We start from the raw sequence: 15087 nt of genomic DNA, 5'->3' as shown, positions 1-15087 counted from the left end.
CGTCAGGCCGCCATGGCGGACTCGGAGTAGGTGACGGACAACTCGCCGTTGTCGACCGCGATGCGAATGATGCCGCCGGCCTGGACCTCGCCCTTGAGCAGTGCGCGTCCGATCTTCGTCTCGACCTCGTGCGCGATGTAGCGACGCAAAGGTCGAGCGCCGTACACCGGGTCATAGCCGTGCTCGGCGATCAGCCGACTGGCCTCCGGCGTGATCTCGAGCTGAATCTGCCTGTCCGCCAGCCGCTTCTTGAGGTCCTCGAGTTGAAGCTGGACGATGCGCTCGATCTGTGAGATGGCCAGCGGCGTGAACAGCACGATGTCGTCGACGCGATTGAGGAACTCGGGGCGGAAATGACCCCGCAACTCGGCCATCACGCGTTCCCGTGCGTCCGGCTTTATCTCGCCGTCACCCGTTACGCCGTCGAACAGATAATGCGATCCGATGTTCGACGTCATGATGACCACCGTGTTGCGGAAGTCGACATGACGGCCCTGCGCATCGGTGAGCCTGCCGTCGTCGAGCACCTGCAGCAGCGTGTTGAACACGTCGGGGTGCGCCTTCTCGATCTCGTCGAACAGCACAACTGAGTAAGGCTTACGCCGCACCGCTTCGGTGAGCTGGCCGCCCTCGTCATAGCCCACATATCCCGGCGGCGCGCCGACCAACCGGCTGACCGTGTGCCGCTCCTGGTATTCGCTCATGTCGAGCCGGACCATGTTGTCTTCGCTGTCGAAGAGCGCTGCGGCAAGGGTTTTCGCGAGTTCGGTCTTGCCGACACCCGTTGGACCCAGGAAGATGAACGATCCGATCGGGCGCCGCGGGTCGCGAATTCCGGACCTGGCGCGGATCACCGCGTCCGCCACCAGCTGGACGGCCTCGTCCTGACCGATCACCCTTTCGTGCAGTATCTCGTCGAGTCGAAGCAGCTTCTCGCGTTCGCTCTCCTGCAGCCGCGACACCGGGATGCCGGTCCACGCGGAGACGATATCGGCGATCTCGTCCTCGGTGACGACTTCGCGCAGCAGCGGCCGGTGGCCCTGCTTGGACCTCAACTGCTCCTCGGCGGCCTCCAGTTTCCGTTCCAATTCCCGCATTTTGCCGTAGCGCAGCTCTGCGGCGCGATTGAGGTCATAGTTGCGCTCTGCTTCTTCGGCCTCGCGTCGCAACTGCTCCAGTTGCTCACGCAGTTCCTGGACGCGCTTGATCGCCTGCCGCTCGGCGTCCCACTGCGCGCGCATGGAATCGGCCTCCGCGCGCAGATCAGCCAGCTCCTTGCGAAGTTCTTCGAGCCGAGTCCTGCTGACCGGGTCGTCCTCCTTCGACAACGCGGCCTCCTCGATCTCCAGCCTGGTCACACGCCGGGTGATCTCATCGAGCTCGGCCGGCATGGAATCGATTTCGGTACGCAACCGGGCGCATGCCTCATCGACGAGATCGATCGCCTTGTCGGGAAGGAACCGGTCAGTGATATAGCGGTGCGACAGCGTGGCGGCGGCCACCAGCGCCACATCCTGGATCTTGACGCCGTGGAAGACCTCCAGGCGCTCGCGCAGTCCACGCAGGATGGAGATGGTGTCCTCGACGTCGGGCTCATCGACGAGGACAGTTTGGAAGCGGCGCTCCAACGCGGCGTCGTTTTCGATGTGCTTGCGGTACTCGTCGAGGGTGGTTGCGCCGATCATGTGCAACTCACCGCGGGCGAGCATGGGCTTGAGCATGTTTCCCGCGTCCAGGGAACCTTCCGTTGCCCCTGCACCGACCACGGTGTGCAACTCGTCGACGAACAGCAGGATGCGGCCCTCCCCCGCCTTCACCTCGGACAGCACCGCCTGCAGGCGTTCCTCGAATTCGCCGCGGTACTTCGCGCCTGCCACCAACGAGCCCATGTCCAGGGAGAAGATGGTCTTGTCCCGCAGACCTTCCGGGACGTCGCCGCGCACGATTCGTTGCGCGAGGCCCTCGACGATGGCCGTCTTGCCGACCCCGGGGTCGCCGATCAGCACCGGATTGTTCTTGGTCTTGCGGCTCAGGATCTGGATCACCCTGCGGATTTCGGCGTCGCGGCCGATCACCGGGTCGAGCTTGCCTGACTGCGCCTCGGTGACCAGGTCACGACCGTACTTCGCCAGGGCCTCGTAGGAGCCCTCCGGGGTCGCCGACGTCACCCGCTGGTTTCCACGCACTCTGGTCAGCACCGACAGGAACGAGTCTCGAGTCACACCGTGGCTCGCGAGTATTCGGCCCGCGGCTGTCGACGTGCCCTCCTCGGCGAGCGCCATCACGAGGTGCTCGACGGAGACATATTCATCCTTGAGCCGCTTGGCTTCCCGCTCGGCGGCTTCCAGCACCTTCGCCAAGCGGCGGGTGACCGAGACCTGGCCCGGCGTCGCGCCCGGACCGCTGACCTTCGGTCTGCGCTCCAGTTCGCGTTGCAGGTCTGCGCGCAATGCCGCGACGTCGACCTCGGCGGCGGTCAGCAGGCGCGGCACCAAGCCCTCGGGTTGGTCGATCAGCGCGGCCAGCAAGTGCTCACCGTCGACTTCGGTGTGGCCCATCCGGGTCGCGATGTTCTGCGCCTCCTGCAGCGCCTCCTGCGATTTCTGCGTCAGACTGTTGATGTCCACAGCACTGTCCTTTCTCGGCGAGACGCTGACTCGAGTTCCTCGATCCGGGCGAGCAGGTCGAGGACCAGTCCGATCGCCGCGTAGTTGAGGCCTAAACCGGTTCGTAGGCGTTGAATCCGGGCGACCACGGCCACCGCGGACGGGTCGAACCATGGCTCGCCATGGGCATCCGGTCTGCACGGCAGCAGGCCGAGAGCGACCAGCCGGCGAACCATGTCCGGGTGCAGGCCACATCGGCGCGCCATCTGGTCAAGCGACAACTGCGGCCGCCGCACCAACACATAACCTGGCGCCGTCACCGTCACCTCCTCGGGTCGAACGTGGATTCCGCGGCCAGCTGCTCGAACAGTTCCCGTTCCCGCGCGGTCGGTTTGGATGGCACCATGATCTTGATTTCGGCGTACAGGTCGCCTGGCTTGCCCTTCGGGTTGGGCATCCCCTCCCCGCGCAGACGCAGCCGCCTGCCGGTGGAGGAGCCAGGAGGTACTTTCACTTTCGCCTCGCCGCCCGGTGTTCTCATCGCGACCGTGGCGCCGAGCACCGCTTCCCACGGCGACACCGGCAGGTCGGCGATGATGTCGCGCCCCTCCAACCGGAAGCGCTTGTCCGGCTTGATGCGGACGACCAGGTACAGATCGCCCGGTGGGCCGTCGCCGCGGCCCCGCCCCCCCTCTCCGGCCAGCCGGATACGTTGTCCATCGACCACGCCGGCCGGAATGTTGACGGTGTAGGTGCGGTTGCCGAGGGAGATCTGCCGCTTACCCCCGCGATAGGCCTCCTCGACAGTAAGTTCGAGCTGAGCCTCCTGATCGGCACCCGGGATCGGCCCGAAGCCCCCACCGCCGGCGAATATGTCGCCGAAGAGGTCTTCGATGTTGATGCCCGCTCCCCCGCCGAAGCCTCCGGTGCTGTAGCGGACACGCCCGCCCCCCGGCGCCCCACCGAAGCCACCTCGGCCACCCATCCCGGCGCCGGCCCACGTCTGCTCTTCCCAGTCGTCGGGGACATGCCGGAAATCGTCACCGAACCGGTCATACCGTTTGCGGGTTTCCGGGTCGGAAAGAACTTGGTAGGCCTCGTTGATCTCCTTGAACCTGTCCTCCGCACTGGGATCCTTGTTGACGTCGGGATGGAACTTGCGTGCCAACGAGCGGAATGCCTGCTGAATCTGGTCGGACGTGGCATCCCGGGACACCCCTAGCGCTTCGTAGTAATCGCGGGCCACTTAAAGGTCACTCCTCACGTCGGCTGACGACAACGGCCGCCGGCCGCAGCTGGTTGCTGCCCTCCCCATATCCCGGACGCAATACCTCAACGACAGTGCCGGGGGCGGTACTCGGCACGTCGATCATGCCGACCACCTCATGACGCTTGGGGTCAAAAGGCACACCCGTCTGATCGTCACGCGGGTAACCGAGCTGGTCGAGTACCTTCACTGCCTGATCGAGAATCGTTCGGACGCCTTCTATTATCGCGTTGGACTGCCCGCCGCCGTGTGCGAGGGCACGCTCGAGATCGTCGACGACAGGCAGCCAGGCTCCGGCCACCTTCGATCGCTCGGTGGTTCGTTCGCGGTCTAGTTCGCGGGCGTAGCGCTTGCGAAGGTTGTCCAGATCGGCGACCGCACGCCGCCAGCGGTCTTCCAGTCGCGCCAGCTCGGCACTTGAGTCGGACTCGGCCGCGGGCGGTTCCGGCGCGGCTTGCGCCGCGCCGGAACGCTCGTCCTCGGCAGTCGGATGTTCTTGCGGGCTGGCCATCGGCTAGCTCCGGTCGAACTCGGCATCGACAACGTCATCGTCAGCAGGCTGTGCCGCCTGCCCGTCGGCCTGTCCTTGGCCGTTGGCGTCCGCCGTCTGCGAGGGCTGCAAGCCGTGCAGCATCTGTTGCAGTTCCGATGTCAACTGCTGAAGTCGGTCCAGCGGTGCCTCCTCGCTGATCGCCTGCCGTGCATCGGCGATGAGCATCTCGGCGCGGCCGCGGTCGTGCGGGGCGACGGATTCGCCGAGTTCGGCGAGCCGGCGCTCGACTTGATATGCGGCCGAATCGAGTTCGTTTCGTGCTTCGACGAGCCTGCGCAGTTCCTCGTCCTCGCGGCGGTGCGCCTCTGCTTCGCTGACCATTCGCTCGACCTCGCTCTGATCGAGGTTGGATTGCTCGCTGATCGTGATGCTCTGCTCGGCTCCGGTGTCCTTGTCCCGCGCGGCGACGTTCAGGATGCCGTTGGCGTCGACGTCGAAGGTGACCTCGATCTGCGGCTCCCCGCGCGGTGCGGGCCGGATGTTCTCCAGTTTGAATCGACCGAGAGTCCGGTTGTCTCTGGCCAATTCACGCTCGCCCTGCAGCACCACAACATCGACCGCGGGCTGATTGTCGGCGGCGGTGGTGAATACCTCGCTGCGCCGGGCGGGGATCGTGGTGTTGCGTTCGATGATCTTGGTCATCAGCCCACCCGCGGTCTCCACGCCCAGTGAGAGCGGTGTGACGTCGAGCAACAGGACGTCGGAGACCTCGCCCTTGAGCACCCCGGCCTGGATCGCGGCGCCCATCGCCACGACCTCGTCGGGGTTCACACTCATGTTGGGGTCCTTGCCGCCGGTGAGCCGGCGGACGAGAGCCTGGACGGCGGGGATACGCGTCGATCCGCCGACCAGGATCACCTCGTCTATGTCGTTCGCCGTGACCTTGGCGTCCGCCATCGCCTGCTTGACCGGCCCCATGGTGCGCTCGACCAGGTCGTGGGTGAGATCCTCGAATTTCGACCGGGTGATGGTCATCGTCAGATGCTTGGGCCCGTTGGCGTCGGCGGTGATGAACGGCAAGTTCACCTGCGTCTGCGTCACCGAGGACAGCTCGACCTTCGCTTTCTCTGCGGCTTCGAAGAGCCGTTGGAGTGCTTGCGGATCCGAGCGCAGGTCGATGTTGTTCTCACGCTTGAACTCGTCGGCGAAAAAGTCGACGAGCCTGCGGTCGAAGTCGTCTCCACCGAGATGAGAATCGCCGGCCGTCGCCCGGACCTCGACGACACCGTCGCCGACGTCCAGGAGGCTGACATCGAACGTGCCGCCGCCGAGATCGAACACCAGGACCGTTTCGTGGCCCTTCTTGTCCAACCCGTAGGCCAGCGCGGCGGCCGTCGGCTCGTTGATGATGCGCAGCACCTCCAGGCCGGCGATCCGGCCTGCGTCCTTGGTGGCGTTACGCTGAGCGTCGTTGAAGTACGCCGGTACGGTGATCACCGCTTCTGTGACCCGTTCACCGAGGAACTTGCCCGCGTCGTCGGCGAGCTTGCGAAGTACCAGGGCGCTGATCTCTTCCGGTGAATACAACTTGCCGCGGATATTGAAGCGCGCCTCGCCATTCGGGCCCTCGACGACGTCGAAGCTGACCGCCTTGGCTTCCTCCGAGATTTCATCGAAGCGGCGGCCTATGAATCGCTTCGCCGAATAGATGGTTCCCTTCGGGTTCATGATCGCCTGGCGCCGCGCCAGCTGGCCGACCAACCGTTCGCCGCTCTCGGTGAACGCGACCACCGAGGGGGTTGTGCGCGCACCTTCCGCGTTGGGTATGACGACGGGTTCGCCGCCCTGCCAGGCCGCGATCACCGAGTTGGTGGTGCCCAGATCAATGCCTACTGCCGTTGCCATGCTTCACTCCTTAGGATTGTCAGCCGTGGAGAGCAGCCGCAGTGCCTGGTCGGCCACCTCCACGTCCGCGACGAGGTCGTAGGACCTCGGGACCAGGCTGGATACAGCGTGAAAGTCGCGCCGACCGCGTTGCAGGGCGTGCACGAGTAGCCCCATCAAAGCGCCGACGATCGCACCGAAGATCACGCCATAGAGGGCCAGTAACAGGGCGGTGGTCAGTGGGTCGATCCAGCTAAAGATTCCGAACACCCAGCCGATGAGTGCCCCGACCAGGGCACCGGACGCCGCACCTCGCAGCGCGGCCCCTCCGTAATTGAGCCGGCCGAGAACTTGTTCGACATATTCCAGATCGCGGCCCACGATGGCGACCCGGTTGACCGGAAACTGTTGATCGGAGAGATAGTCGACGGCGCGCTCGGCGTCTGCGTAGTTGTCGAACGTGGCGATAACCTGGCGGGCGGGCTGATTGGGACGTACCGCCGATCTGCTGACTGTCGTATGTGCCATTACTGTCTCCTCACGCGTCCACGGCCTGTTGCTGCCCCGACCCGGCTTGTATGGTCTGCTGGCCTTCGTCGGCACTGTCGGCGGGCGCCGATTTCAACGCCGGCCTGTCCAGTTTTCGCAACGGATCGAACCGCATCAACAGCATTGGCCTCTCCCGAAATTCGCAGTGGTCGCTTTGATTGAGACCGCGATCGGCTCCGACTCTTGGCCGTACTTCGAACGCGTCCCGTGACAAATTCTGGCAATCTCACCCCGTCATCGCGTGCACCCGGCGAGCCGAAAAGTCCTCTGCCGATCTGTCCTCCCAGTACCAGCGCGGCACTGAGTGCGATTTCGCCGGGGATCCGTTTGAGCAGGATGTGGGTAGCCACGGTTTTGCCGCGTCATCGATTGAGTAGTAGTCGAAAGCGGCTGGTGAGGAGCAGCTTGATGTCGGCTGATCGATTCATCCCTGCGGAGATCGCAACATGACTGTCGCGTCGTCAAATGCAACCCCGACAGCCGAGGAGTTGGCCGCGCTTTCCACGCTCGCCTTCGGATGGGTCGATGATGTGACGACGTTGGGCGAAGCCGCTGCTGCCGTGCCCCGGCTCGGGCCGTGTCGCATCGAGGCCACATAACAGGCTCGCCAATGGTTCATGGCAACCATTTCCCACCGGTCAACCCGAACGGCCCGACATCGATCGGATGATCGCGGAATCCGGCGGTGACGGCGCTGTCGGGATTCCCGGACGCGCGTGGGGTTGGGCGTTTCCCCTCCGGCCTCACGATGTGGTGGAGGGCGCCCTTGTCGTCAGCGCCGCCGAGCAACCCTCAAGCAGCCATATCCATTTGTTGACGCTGCTGGCGCATCAGACGGGCGCCGCCCTGGCCCGTGGTGCAAATCATCGGCGAAACGTGCGGTGTACCGAGCAACATGCCAAGGCGCACAGTGACCTCGCCGGCGCACAGAAGCGGTTGAGGGTCCGGACGCGTGTTCACGAGACCATCGAGGCGGCGCTGGGAAGCGGTGAAGGCGAGCAAGCAATCACTGATGCGTTGCATGAACTGATCGGGCTCCCAATAGCTTTGGAGGACCGGTTCGGCAACCTCCGCAGCTGGTCCGGTCCAGGACGCCCGATGCCCTATCCGATGCCGGACCCGCAACGGCGTCAACGCCAACTTGCTGTGCTGGCCGAACGTCACCGTCCCACACGAATGAAGAACCGGGTGGAGGTCCTCATCGTGCCACGCGGGGAGATCCTCGGCGTGTTGGCGATCATCGACCCTGACAAGTTAGTAGCCCAGGACCACCTGGTCGCCCTGCAGTTCGCGTGCACGCTGTTGGGCTACGAGTTGTCGCACCAGCGGAGCTTGGTGGACAGGGAGCTCTCCGTCCGCCGCGAATTCGTTGAGGACCTGCTCGCCGGCACCGACGACGACGGGGCTTTCGCCAGGTCGGAGGCATTGGGGCACGACCTCCGCCCTCCGCATTATGTGGTCGTCGTGCACAGCTCGGCCGCATCTGATTCCGTGGCCACCGGCGCCGGCCGCGCTGCCGCGGCGTTGCACCTGAACAGGCTGCAGGGGCGTAGCGGCAAGCTGGTGGTGCTTCTGACCGAAGGCCGACCAGACCCGCAAGAGTTTTACCGCGCGCTCAGCGAGTTGCTGGGGCGGCATACATGCGCCATCGGCATCGGCTCGCGGTGCGAAGCGCCGTCGGATTTTCCGATGTCGTTCGCTGCGGCGAAACGGGGGCTGAATGTGCGACTGCATTCCGCGGTATCCGCCGGTGCATCGGCCTACGACGAACTTGGCTTCTACCGTCTCATCGACGTAGCCCATGCGGGCGGAGCCGTCGAGGATTTCGTCCGAGAATGGATCGGCGCCCTGCTGGAATACGACTCGACCAAAAAGTCGGAGCTCGTTCTCACGCTGAGTGAACACCTGGAAAGCGGTGGCAATTACGACGATACCGCCGAGGCCCTGCACATCCACCGCAGCACGCTTGTTGACCGTCCCTCTGTGTGACGACCACGGCGGGGGTGATCGTCATTGAAGTTGTCGAAATCCCGGGTCGGGGACGGCGGTCGTCTGCATCATCAGCGTGCCCACGAACGGACCCCGCGCTGGTCTGCTCGCGCAGAGTCCATTTCGGCTCCGGCGCGATGCCGAATCCCGAGATCGTCACAATCGGTGACGGCGGACGCGTCGATTCTGCGGTCGCCCAACACGAACTGACCCCTATCCCGGTTCCCGGGTGATAGGTAAGGCTGGTGGATCATGGACTGGCTCTGCGGTGATCGTCGCGCGCACCGGCGAACTGGCCGAGAAACTGCTCGCCGCCGGCGAACTCCGCTGCCCGCGGTGCCGCGACGGCCAGCTGACTTCTTGGGGCTACGGCAGGCGGCGCTCCGTGCGCGATCACGACGGGACCACGATCACGGTGCGCCCCCGCCGCACGCGATGCCGGTCCTGCTCGTCAACGCATATCGTGATGCCCGCCGCTCTGCAGCCACGCCATGCCGACACCACCGCAGTGATTGGAACAGCATTGCTGCACAAAGCAAATGGACTCGGACACCGGCGTATCGCGGCGACCATGGGGCGGCCGGTGTCCACCGTGCGCCGCTGGCTTCGCCGACTACCGCCAGAGCACCTGGACCGTCTCGCACGCGACGGGACCGAGCAGCTGCTCGCCCTGGACCCCGACACGTTCACCGCGCTGCGCTACCGAGGGAACATGTTGCACCACGCGCTGTCGCTGTTGTCGGCAGCGGCCTACTGGGACCGCCGCCGCTACGCCCTCGGTGAGCCGCCGTGGACCCTGATCGGGATGTACACCCGCGGCCGCCTTCTGGCGCCACCCGGCTGACCCTCCGACGTCCCCGCGCTGCCGCCGGGGGCGTCATCACCATGCCTGCCGACAGTCGTCACCATGACGACCACCGCGTCGCCGCGACGATTACCCCGTCACAATGCAGACCGACCCCCGAAATCACGTCTGCATCCACAGTGACGCCATCGTCTGCATCCTGAGCGACGGCCAACACACGCTACGCTACCGGCTGGCGCGCATCAGTGAACTGACCGGTTGCGACCTGCGCGATGCCAACACCCGCTTCAATCTTCACGCCGCGACCCGGTCCTGGCGTTTCCTCTACCCCCAGCGCACGCGCTAGTCGCGGCACCGGTCTGCGGGGTCAGGCCATCGCTCGTGCTTTACGCTCGCAGGCCGACAGTGTGGCGCCTGTCGTAACGCCAAGGCGCACAGGGTAAGGAGCATTGATCCGGCGGTACTACGCTCTCCTGTGTTTTCTGCTCCGACGGGCTGGTGTCTTGGCAGGTAAGCGAAATCCACCATGGCGCCATAGGAATCGGTTCTCTGAAGATCGGCCTGCTGGCACCTCCGTGGGCCGCGGTGCCGCCATCGTCGTATGGCGGCACCGAAGCGGTCGTCTCGGAGCTGGCGGTCGGGCTGATTGCGGCCGGCCACGAGGTGATGCTCTACGCTACCGGCGACAGCACGGCTCCCGTGCCCCTCGTGCGCGCCACGGCCAGTGCGACCTGGGACCGAATAGGCCACGGCGAAGTCGAGCTGCCACACGTGATGGGCGGTTACGAAGCACTCACCGGGTGCGACATCATCCACGATCACACCCTTCTCGGACCGGCTTGGGCCCTTGCCAATGGTTGCGATCGTGTTGTCACCACCTGTCACGGCCCTTTCGGCGGCGAGCTCAGCGCGATATACCGCCGCTACGCCAAGCGGATACCGGTCGTCGCCGTCTCGCACAACCAGGCCCGACGAGCGCCGGAGGTGATGATCGACCGGGTGATCCACCACGGCCTCGATCCAACGGCCTACCCCGACGGCGACGGCGACGGCGGTTTTCTTCTGTTCCTCGGAAGAATGACAGCCGATAAGGGAGTTCGGCAGGCGGTGCTGGCCGCACGCGCAGCGGGCCGGCGTCTCATTGTGGCCGCCAAGGCTCGCGAGAAATCGGAGCAGGCGTACTACCACGACCAGATAGAGCCGTTGCTCGACGACAACGTCGAGTTCATCGGTGAAGTCGGCGGGCAGGACAAGCTGGCCCTTCTCGGTGAGGCGTCTGCGCTTCTCAATCCCATCCAATGGCCAGAACCCTTCGGGTTGGTGATGATCGAGGCACTGGCCTGCGGTACGCCGGTCATCGCCTGTCCGAACGGTGCGGCGCCCGAAATCGTCGATGACGGAGTCACCGGCTACCTGTGCAGCGGGAAAGACGCTCTCGTCCGCGCTATCTGCAACGTCGATCACCTCAGCCGACGGGCCTGCCGCGAGGCGGTGATCGAGCGGTTCTCAACCGCTCGCATGGTCAGCGATCACCTCGCGCTCTATCACGAGTTGGTGACGCGGTGACGTTCGTCGACGGCGAAGACTGTGCGTCCGGCGCCTGGGCGTCGGGAACCGGTCCGCCGGTGACCGGCGACACCGGCGCGGTGACCCTACTGGAAGGGAGTACGTTCTGCATCTCTTCGCACGCGGGGGATGTTCAGCGGGACCGACCACACGGTCTGTTCATCGCAGACACCCGTGTCCTGTCGTGTTGGCGGTTGGCCATCGACGGCCAGCCTGTTGAGAACCTGTCAACCGTCCAGGAATCCACCGAGCCCTAGCGGGCGATGTTCATCGGACGCACACCGCCCCGGCCATGGGCTGCCGACAGCACCATGCTCGTGCTGCGCACCCGCTATATCGGTGACGGTATGCGGGAGGACGTTGTGCTACGCAACTTCGGGCACGAACCGGTGAGTGTCACGCTGACGATGGCTGTCGACGTCGACTTCGCCGACTTGTTCGCGGTGAAGGAGGGACGCGTCACCGCACCCCACGGGATCTCCGTTGATCTCGCCGCCGACGCCATGACCTACACCATGGCCGCGCCGGGCGGCACCCACGTGGCGCGAATCGCCGCCACCGGCGAGCCGTCCGTCACACCGGGAAGATTCACCTTCAAGGTTCTGGTGGGGGGACGAGCGGAGTGGTCGACATCGTTCGGCGTGGCCACCGCATCGCCGGGCGGTCAGGTCGGCGCTTCCTTCCAGTCCCGTGAACCCGGCGATGTGGGCACGCCCGCACACAGGCTGCGGGCCTGGCGGTTGTCCAGCCCGACGGTGTCGACGCCCGACGGGGCCTTCAAAGCAGCACTTGAATCGGGAGCCAGCGACCTGGGTTCGCTGCAGATCGAAGATCCCGAGCAACCGGATTGTCCCATCCTTGCCGCCGGCGCCCCATGGTTCATGACGCTGTTCGGACGTGACTCGCTACTCACGGGGTGGATGGCGCTCGGGATCGACGCCCGCCTGGCGTTGTGCACGCTGCGCACATTGGCCCGCATGCAAGGCAGGCGCGTCGATCCCCTCACCGAAGAACAACCCGGGCGGATCCTGCACGAGGTCCGGCTGGGCCGAGAAGCGAAGCTGGCGTTGGGCGGAGATGACCAGCTCATCACCTTGGGCGAGGACGTCGGCATCACAGATCCCACGTTCGCCGCTGAGATCAGGGAAGGCTGGCGATCGGCATCGTCATGCATGCCGGCGACGACGAACAACCTATCGTCTAACTCACAGCTGGTGCCATGCTTCACTCCTTATGGTTGTCAGCCGTGGAGAGCAGCCGCAGTGCTTGGTCGGCCACTTCGACATCGGCGACGAGGTCGTAGGACTTGGGGACCAGGCGGGAAACGGATTGAAAGTCGCGCCGACCGCGTTGGAGGGCGTGCACGAGCAGCCCCATCAAAGCGCCGACGACCGCTCCGAAGATCACGCCATAGAGGGCCAGTAACAGGGCGGTGGTCAGTGGGTCGATCCAGCTGAAGATTCCGAACACCCAGCCGATGAGTGCCCCGACCAGGGCACCGGACGCCGCACCCCGTAACGCGGCCCCTCCGTAATTGAGCCGGCCGAGAACTTGTTCGACATATTCCAGATCGCGGCCCACGATGGCGACCCGGTTGACCGGAAACTGCTGATCGGAGAGATAGTCGACGGCGCGCTCGGCGTCTGCGTAGTTGTCGAAGGTGGCGATAACCTGGCGGGCGGGCTGATTGGGACGTACCGCTGATCTGCTGACTGTCGCATGTGCCATTACTGTCTCCTCACGCGTCCACGGCCTGTTGCTGCCCCGACCCGGCTTGAATGGCCTGCTGGCCATGATCGGCGGTAGCGACCTGAACCTTGCGAGGCTTACTCTGCTCTGACACCGGGATGGTCAACGTCAGCACCCCGAGGTCGCAAACTGCGCTGAGCTTGCCCGGATCGAGATTGTCACCGAGAAACAACTGCCTACGGAACTCGCCCTGCGGCCGCTCGTCAATGATCAACTCGTCGCCCTCCTGCCTCAGCGGGCGGCGCCGCGCGGTGACCTCAATGACGTTGCGTTCCACGGTGACATCGATATCGCTGCCCTGCAGACCGGGTACATCAAGGGCCACAATGACCTGGTCGCCGCGCCGAAACGCCTCCATCGGAAGAGTGCGCGCATTGCGCGCGCCGGCCATGGCCTGGTCGGCCAGCCGGTCGAGTTCGCGAAACGGATCGAATCGCATCAAAGCCATGACTTCTCCTAAGAATCCAAGGGTGGCTCGGCTGTACCGGAAGCGCCGACGACCGACAGCCTGCAACGCGCTGGCCGTCAATAACCTCCGAACAACCAGTATTGCAATCCGATTTCGGCCCGCGCATGCGCCCAACGAGCCTGAAATATCGTTCAGGATTGATCCTGTCAGCACGAGTGGACGCAGCCGATGTGCCGATTACCAGCTCCGCCCGGGAAGGGCCCGCCGCCCGTCCCGTCACGCCATGCCTGCGGGGATTGACCTCGCTATGCCCCTGTCGCCGTGGTGATTCAGGCGCTACCGGCGCCACGTCTGAGCCGAAGCCGTCGATGTGCTCGCAGGGCAGCTTGCGGCCGGCGCCTCCGGAAGGATCAAGTCAAACGCAACACGCCGACTTGTGATTCGGCAGTGATATCTCGGCTCATGCAGCCGTGACCCCGATTGCGGCTAGTCAGCAGAGACCGGCACACTGACGGATACTTCGCCGACATGTGCGAACCGGAACGTGAAATCGTAGATGAGCCCATTGCTGATCGGCTTGGTCAGTAACACAGTTGCGGTGGCAGTGTTGGCGGGTTTGACCGCTGCCAGCGCGTCGGCATGCACCATGCGGTCCGGGCTGTCGACGATCAGTACGCCACTGGCCGGCACTGTGGTCTTTCCGACCACAGTGACGGCACCGATGTCAGTGCTGACCGCCGCGAGGGTGTCCGCGGTATCAGGTGATTGGTTGGTGGCTACCAGCACCAGGTGGACGGTCTTGCCCGGCTGCACCGCATAGCTGGTTTGCTGGGCACGTATCCGGATGTAGCGCAACGCGATGTCACCGGAGTCAGCCATGGAGCCATTGACATCCGGCGCCATCGAGGCGGTTTGCGACTGTTGCCCGGCGCCGCAGCCGCCCAGCGCAGAAGCGGCAATCAGCACGCCCACCGCCATCGCAGCTCGGGACCGTGGTATCGACGGGTTCACGATGTTGTCCGATCGGTTGAAGACGGCCAGCTAGACCTGTGGCTATCCAGGTCACAGCTCAATTTTCCTTTGGCCAAGACGATCAGGGCGTCGTCTGAGCGGTCCAAGAGACCGCACCCGGAGTTGATCCGTCAGGCCGAAGAGGTCGTCGCCAGGTCCTGGGACACTGTCCAATCCGTGGCCGCTGTCAGCGGCGCAGGGTGGATCCCCATCTGACACAACGGGCAACCAGAACCGACATGAAATCGGCGGTATCCGAGGGCTCTATTCCCAGGACAGGAGGCGCGGTCATGGTATCGAAAGCCTTGTTGGTGCTACTCGAAGCCCACCCGGGCAAGGGAGATGCGGTCGAAGACCTCTTGGCGTGGGTGCGGTTGCTCGTCGAAAAGGAACCTCGCACCAAACCGTGGTTGGCGGTGCGGTTCGACGCGTCGACATTCGGGATATTCGATGCCTTCCCCGACGACGAGGCGCGGCGAGTCCATTTGACGGGACCGGTCGGCCAGGAACTCAAACAGAAAGCTGACCTGTTCGCCTCGCCGCCCCAGATCATCCACCTCGACGTGATCGCCGACAAGCTGTGACCCTGGCGGCGGCCGCGGCGCTTGCCTGTCCTCGCAGTGCCGCGATGGCTGGCACCGTCAGCGTCCGTCTCGCGGAGGCTAAGCCTCGATCCACTGATGAATTGGGGTAGGTGTGCCTCGCTGGGCTGTTGAGGGCTGGTCCTGGTCGCGGGCAGGGGGTATCTGCTGGTCTGTC

The 15087-nt window shown here is 64.8% G+C and carries 15 protein-coding genes and 1 pseudogene; 6 read left to right on the top strand and 10 right to left on the bottom strand.

Features of this window, described 5'->3' with window-relative positions; all coding sequences use genetic code 11:
• Window positions 1–2: 2 nt before the first annotated feature.
• The 7 genes from clpB to KXD97_RS23950 are packed head-to-tail and all read right to left on the bottom strand — an operon-like array spanning window position 3 to window position 6923.
• Complete coding sequence (gene clpB / locus KXD97_RS23980) at window positions 3–2627, bottom strand: ATP-dependent chaperone ClpB (RefSeq protein ID WP_260752931.1); 2625 nt, start codon at window positions 2625–2627, stop codon at window positions 3–5.
• Window positions 2609–2872: a chaperone modulator CbpM gene (locus KXD97_RS23975; protein ID WP_313901390.1), complete on the bottom strand. Its 264-nt coding sequence runs from the start codon at window positions 2870–2872 to the stop codon at window positions 2609–2611. The genes clpB and KXD97_RS23975 overlap by 19 nt, the downstream gene beginning before the upstream one ends.
• A gap of 56 nt (window positions 2873–2928) precedes the next feature.
• Window positions 2929–3852, bottom strand: a complete 924-nt coding sequence (locus KXD97_RS23970; RefSeq protein WP_260752929.1) for a DnaJ C-terminal domain-containing protein — start codon at window positions 3850–3852, stop codon at window positions 2929–2931.
• Window positions 3853–3859: 7 nt separating this feature from the next.
• A complete protein-coding gene (locus KXD97_RS23965) occupies window positions 3860–4384 on the bottom strand; it encodes a nucleotide exchange factor GrpE (protein WP_260752927.1) in 525 nt (174 codons plus the stop codon).
• A 3-nt stretch (window positions 4385–4387) separates the two neighbouring features.
• Window positions 4388–6271: a molecular chaperone DnaK gene (gene dnaK / locus KXD97_RS23960; protein ID WP_260752926.1), complete on the bottom strand. Its 1884-nt coding sequence runs from the start codon at window positions 6269–6271 to the stop codon at window positions 4388–4390.
• A gap of 3 nt (window positions 6272–6274) precedes the next feature.
• On the bottom strand, window positions 6275–6778 hold the full coding sequence (locus tag KXD97_RS23955) for a general stress protein (protein ID WP_260752924.1): 504 nt from the start codon (window positions 6776–6778) through the stop codon (window positions 6275–6277).
• Window positions 6779–6788: 10 nt separating this feature from the next.
• The gene (locus tag KXD97_RS23950; RefSeq protein WP_260752923.1) at window positions 6789–6923 is read right to left on the bottom strand and encodes a hypothetical protein; all 135 of its coding nucleotides are present in this window, start codon (window positions 6921–6923) and stop codon (window positions 6789–6791) included.
• 542 nt (window positions 6924–7465) lie between these two features.
• On the opposite strand from KXD97_RS23950, the gene KXD97_RS23945 reads away from it, so the two are divergent.
• The 5 genes and pseudogenes from KXD97_RS23945 to KXD97_RS23925 all read left to right on the top strand — a co-directional run.
• Window positions 7466–8788 (top strand): CdaR family transcriptional regulator, encoded by a 1323-nt coding sequence (locus tag KXD97_RS23945; protein WP_260752922.1) that lies wholly within the window; start codon window positions 7466–7468, stop codon window positions 8786–8788.
• 268 nt (window positions 8789–9056) lie between these two features.
• On the top strand, window positions 9057–9632 hold the full coding sequence (locus tag KXD97_RS23940) for a DUF6431 domain-containing protein (protein ID WP_260751629.1): 576 nt from the start codon (window positions 9057–9059) through the stop codon (window positions 9630–9632).
• Between the two features lie 103 nt (window positions 9633–9735).
• Window positions 9736–9939 carry a helix-turn-helix domain-containing protein gene (locus KXD97_RS23935; RefSeq protein ID WP_260752920.1) on the top strand — a complete coding sequence of 68 codons (204 nt, stop codon included), beginning with the start codon at window positions 9736–9738 and terminating at the stop codon, window positions 9937–9939.
• A 239-nt stretch (window positions 9940–10178) separates the two neighbouring features.
• Entirely contained in the window at window positions 10179–11159 is a 981-nt protein-coding gene (locus KXD97_RS23930; protein ID WP_260752916.1) for a glycosyltransferase family 4 protein, read from the top strand.
• A pseudogene (locus KXD97_RS23925) lies at window positions 11156–11782 on the top strand (glycogen debranching N-terminal domain-containing protein); the annotation flags it as partial. The gene KXD97_RS23930 and the pseudogene KXD97_RS23925, both read left to right, overlap by 4 nt.
• Window positions 11783–12383: 601 nt before the next feature.
• On the opposite strand, the gene KXD97_RS23920 reads toward KXD97_RS23925, so the two are convergent.
• The 3 genes from KXD97_RS23920 to KXD97_RS23910 all read right to left on the bottom strand — a co-directional run bounded on the left by KXD97_RS23920 (window position 12384) and on the right by KXD97_RS23910 (window position 14295).
• Window positions 12384–12887 carry a general stress protein gene (locus KXD97_RS23920; protein WP_260752915.1) on the bottom strand — a complete coding sequence of 168 codons (504 nt, stop codon included), beginning with the start codon at window positions 12885–12887 and terminating at the stop codon, window positions 12384–12386.
• A 10-nt stretch (window positions 12888–12897) separates the two neighbouring features.
• Window positions 12898–13356 (bottom strand): Hsp20/alpha crystallin family protein, encoded by a 459-nt coding sequence (locus KXD97_RS23915; protein WP_260752914.1) that lies wholly within the window; start codon window positions 13354–13356, stop codon window positions 12898–12900.
• A gap of 447 nt (window positions 13357–13803) precedes the next feature.
• Window positions 13804–14295 carry a hypothetical protein gene (locus tag KXD97_RS23910; protein WP_260752913.1) on the bottom strand — a complete coding sequence of 164 codons (492 nt, stop codon included), beginning with the start codon at window positions 14293–14295 and terminating at the stop codon, window positions 13804–13806.
• A 323-nt stretch (window positions 14296–14618) separates the two neighbouring features.
• Here KXD97_RS23910 and KXD97_RS23905 point away from each other — a divergent pair, with 323 nt between their 5' ends.
• A complete protein-coding gene (locus KXD97_RS23905; protein ID WP_260752911.1) occupies window positions 14619–14912 on the top strand; it encodes a putative quinol monooxygenase in 294 nt (97 codons plus the stop codon).
• Window positions 14913–15087 lie beyond the last annotated feature (175 nt).

This window comes from Mycobacterium sp. SMC-8 (assembly GCF_025263565.1).
In the GTDB taxonomy this organism is placed as follows: domain Bacteria; phylum Actinomycetota; class Actinomycetes; order Mycobacteriales; family Mycobacteriaceae; genus Mycobacterium.
Note: the sequence above shows the minus strand (reverse complement) of the source record. Positions and strands in the feature narration are given on the sequence as shown.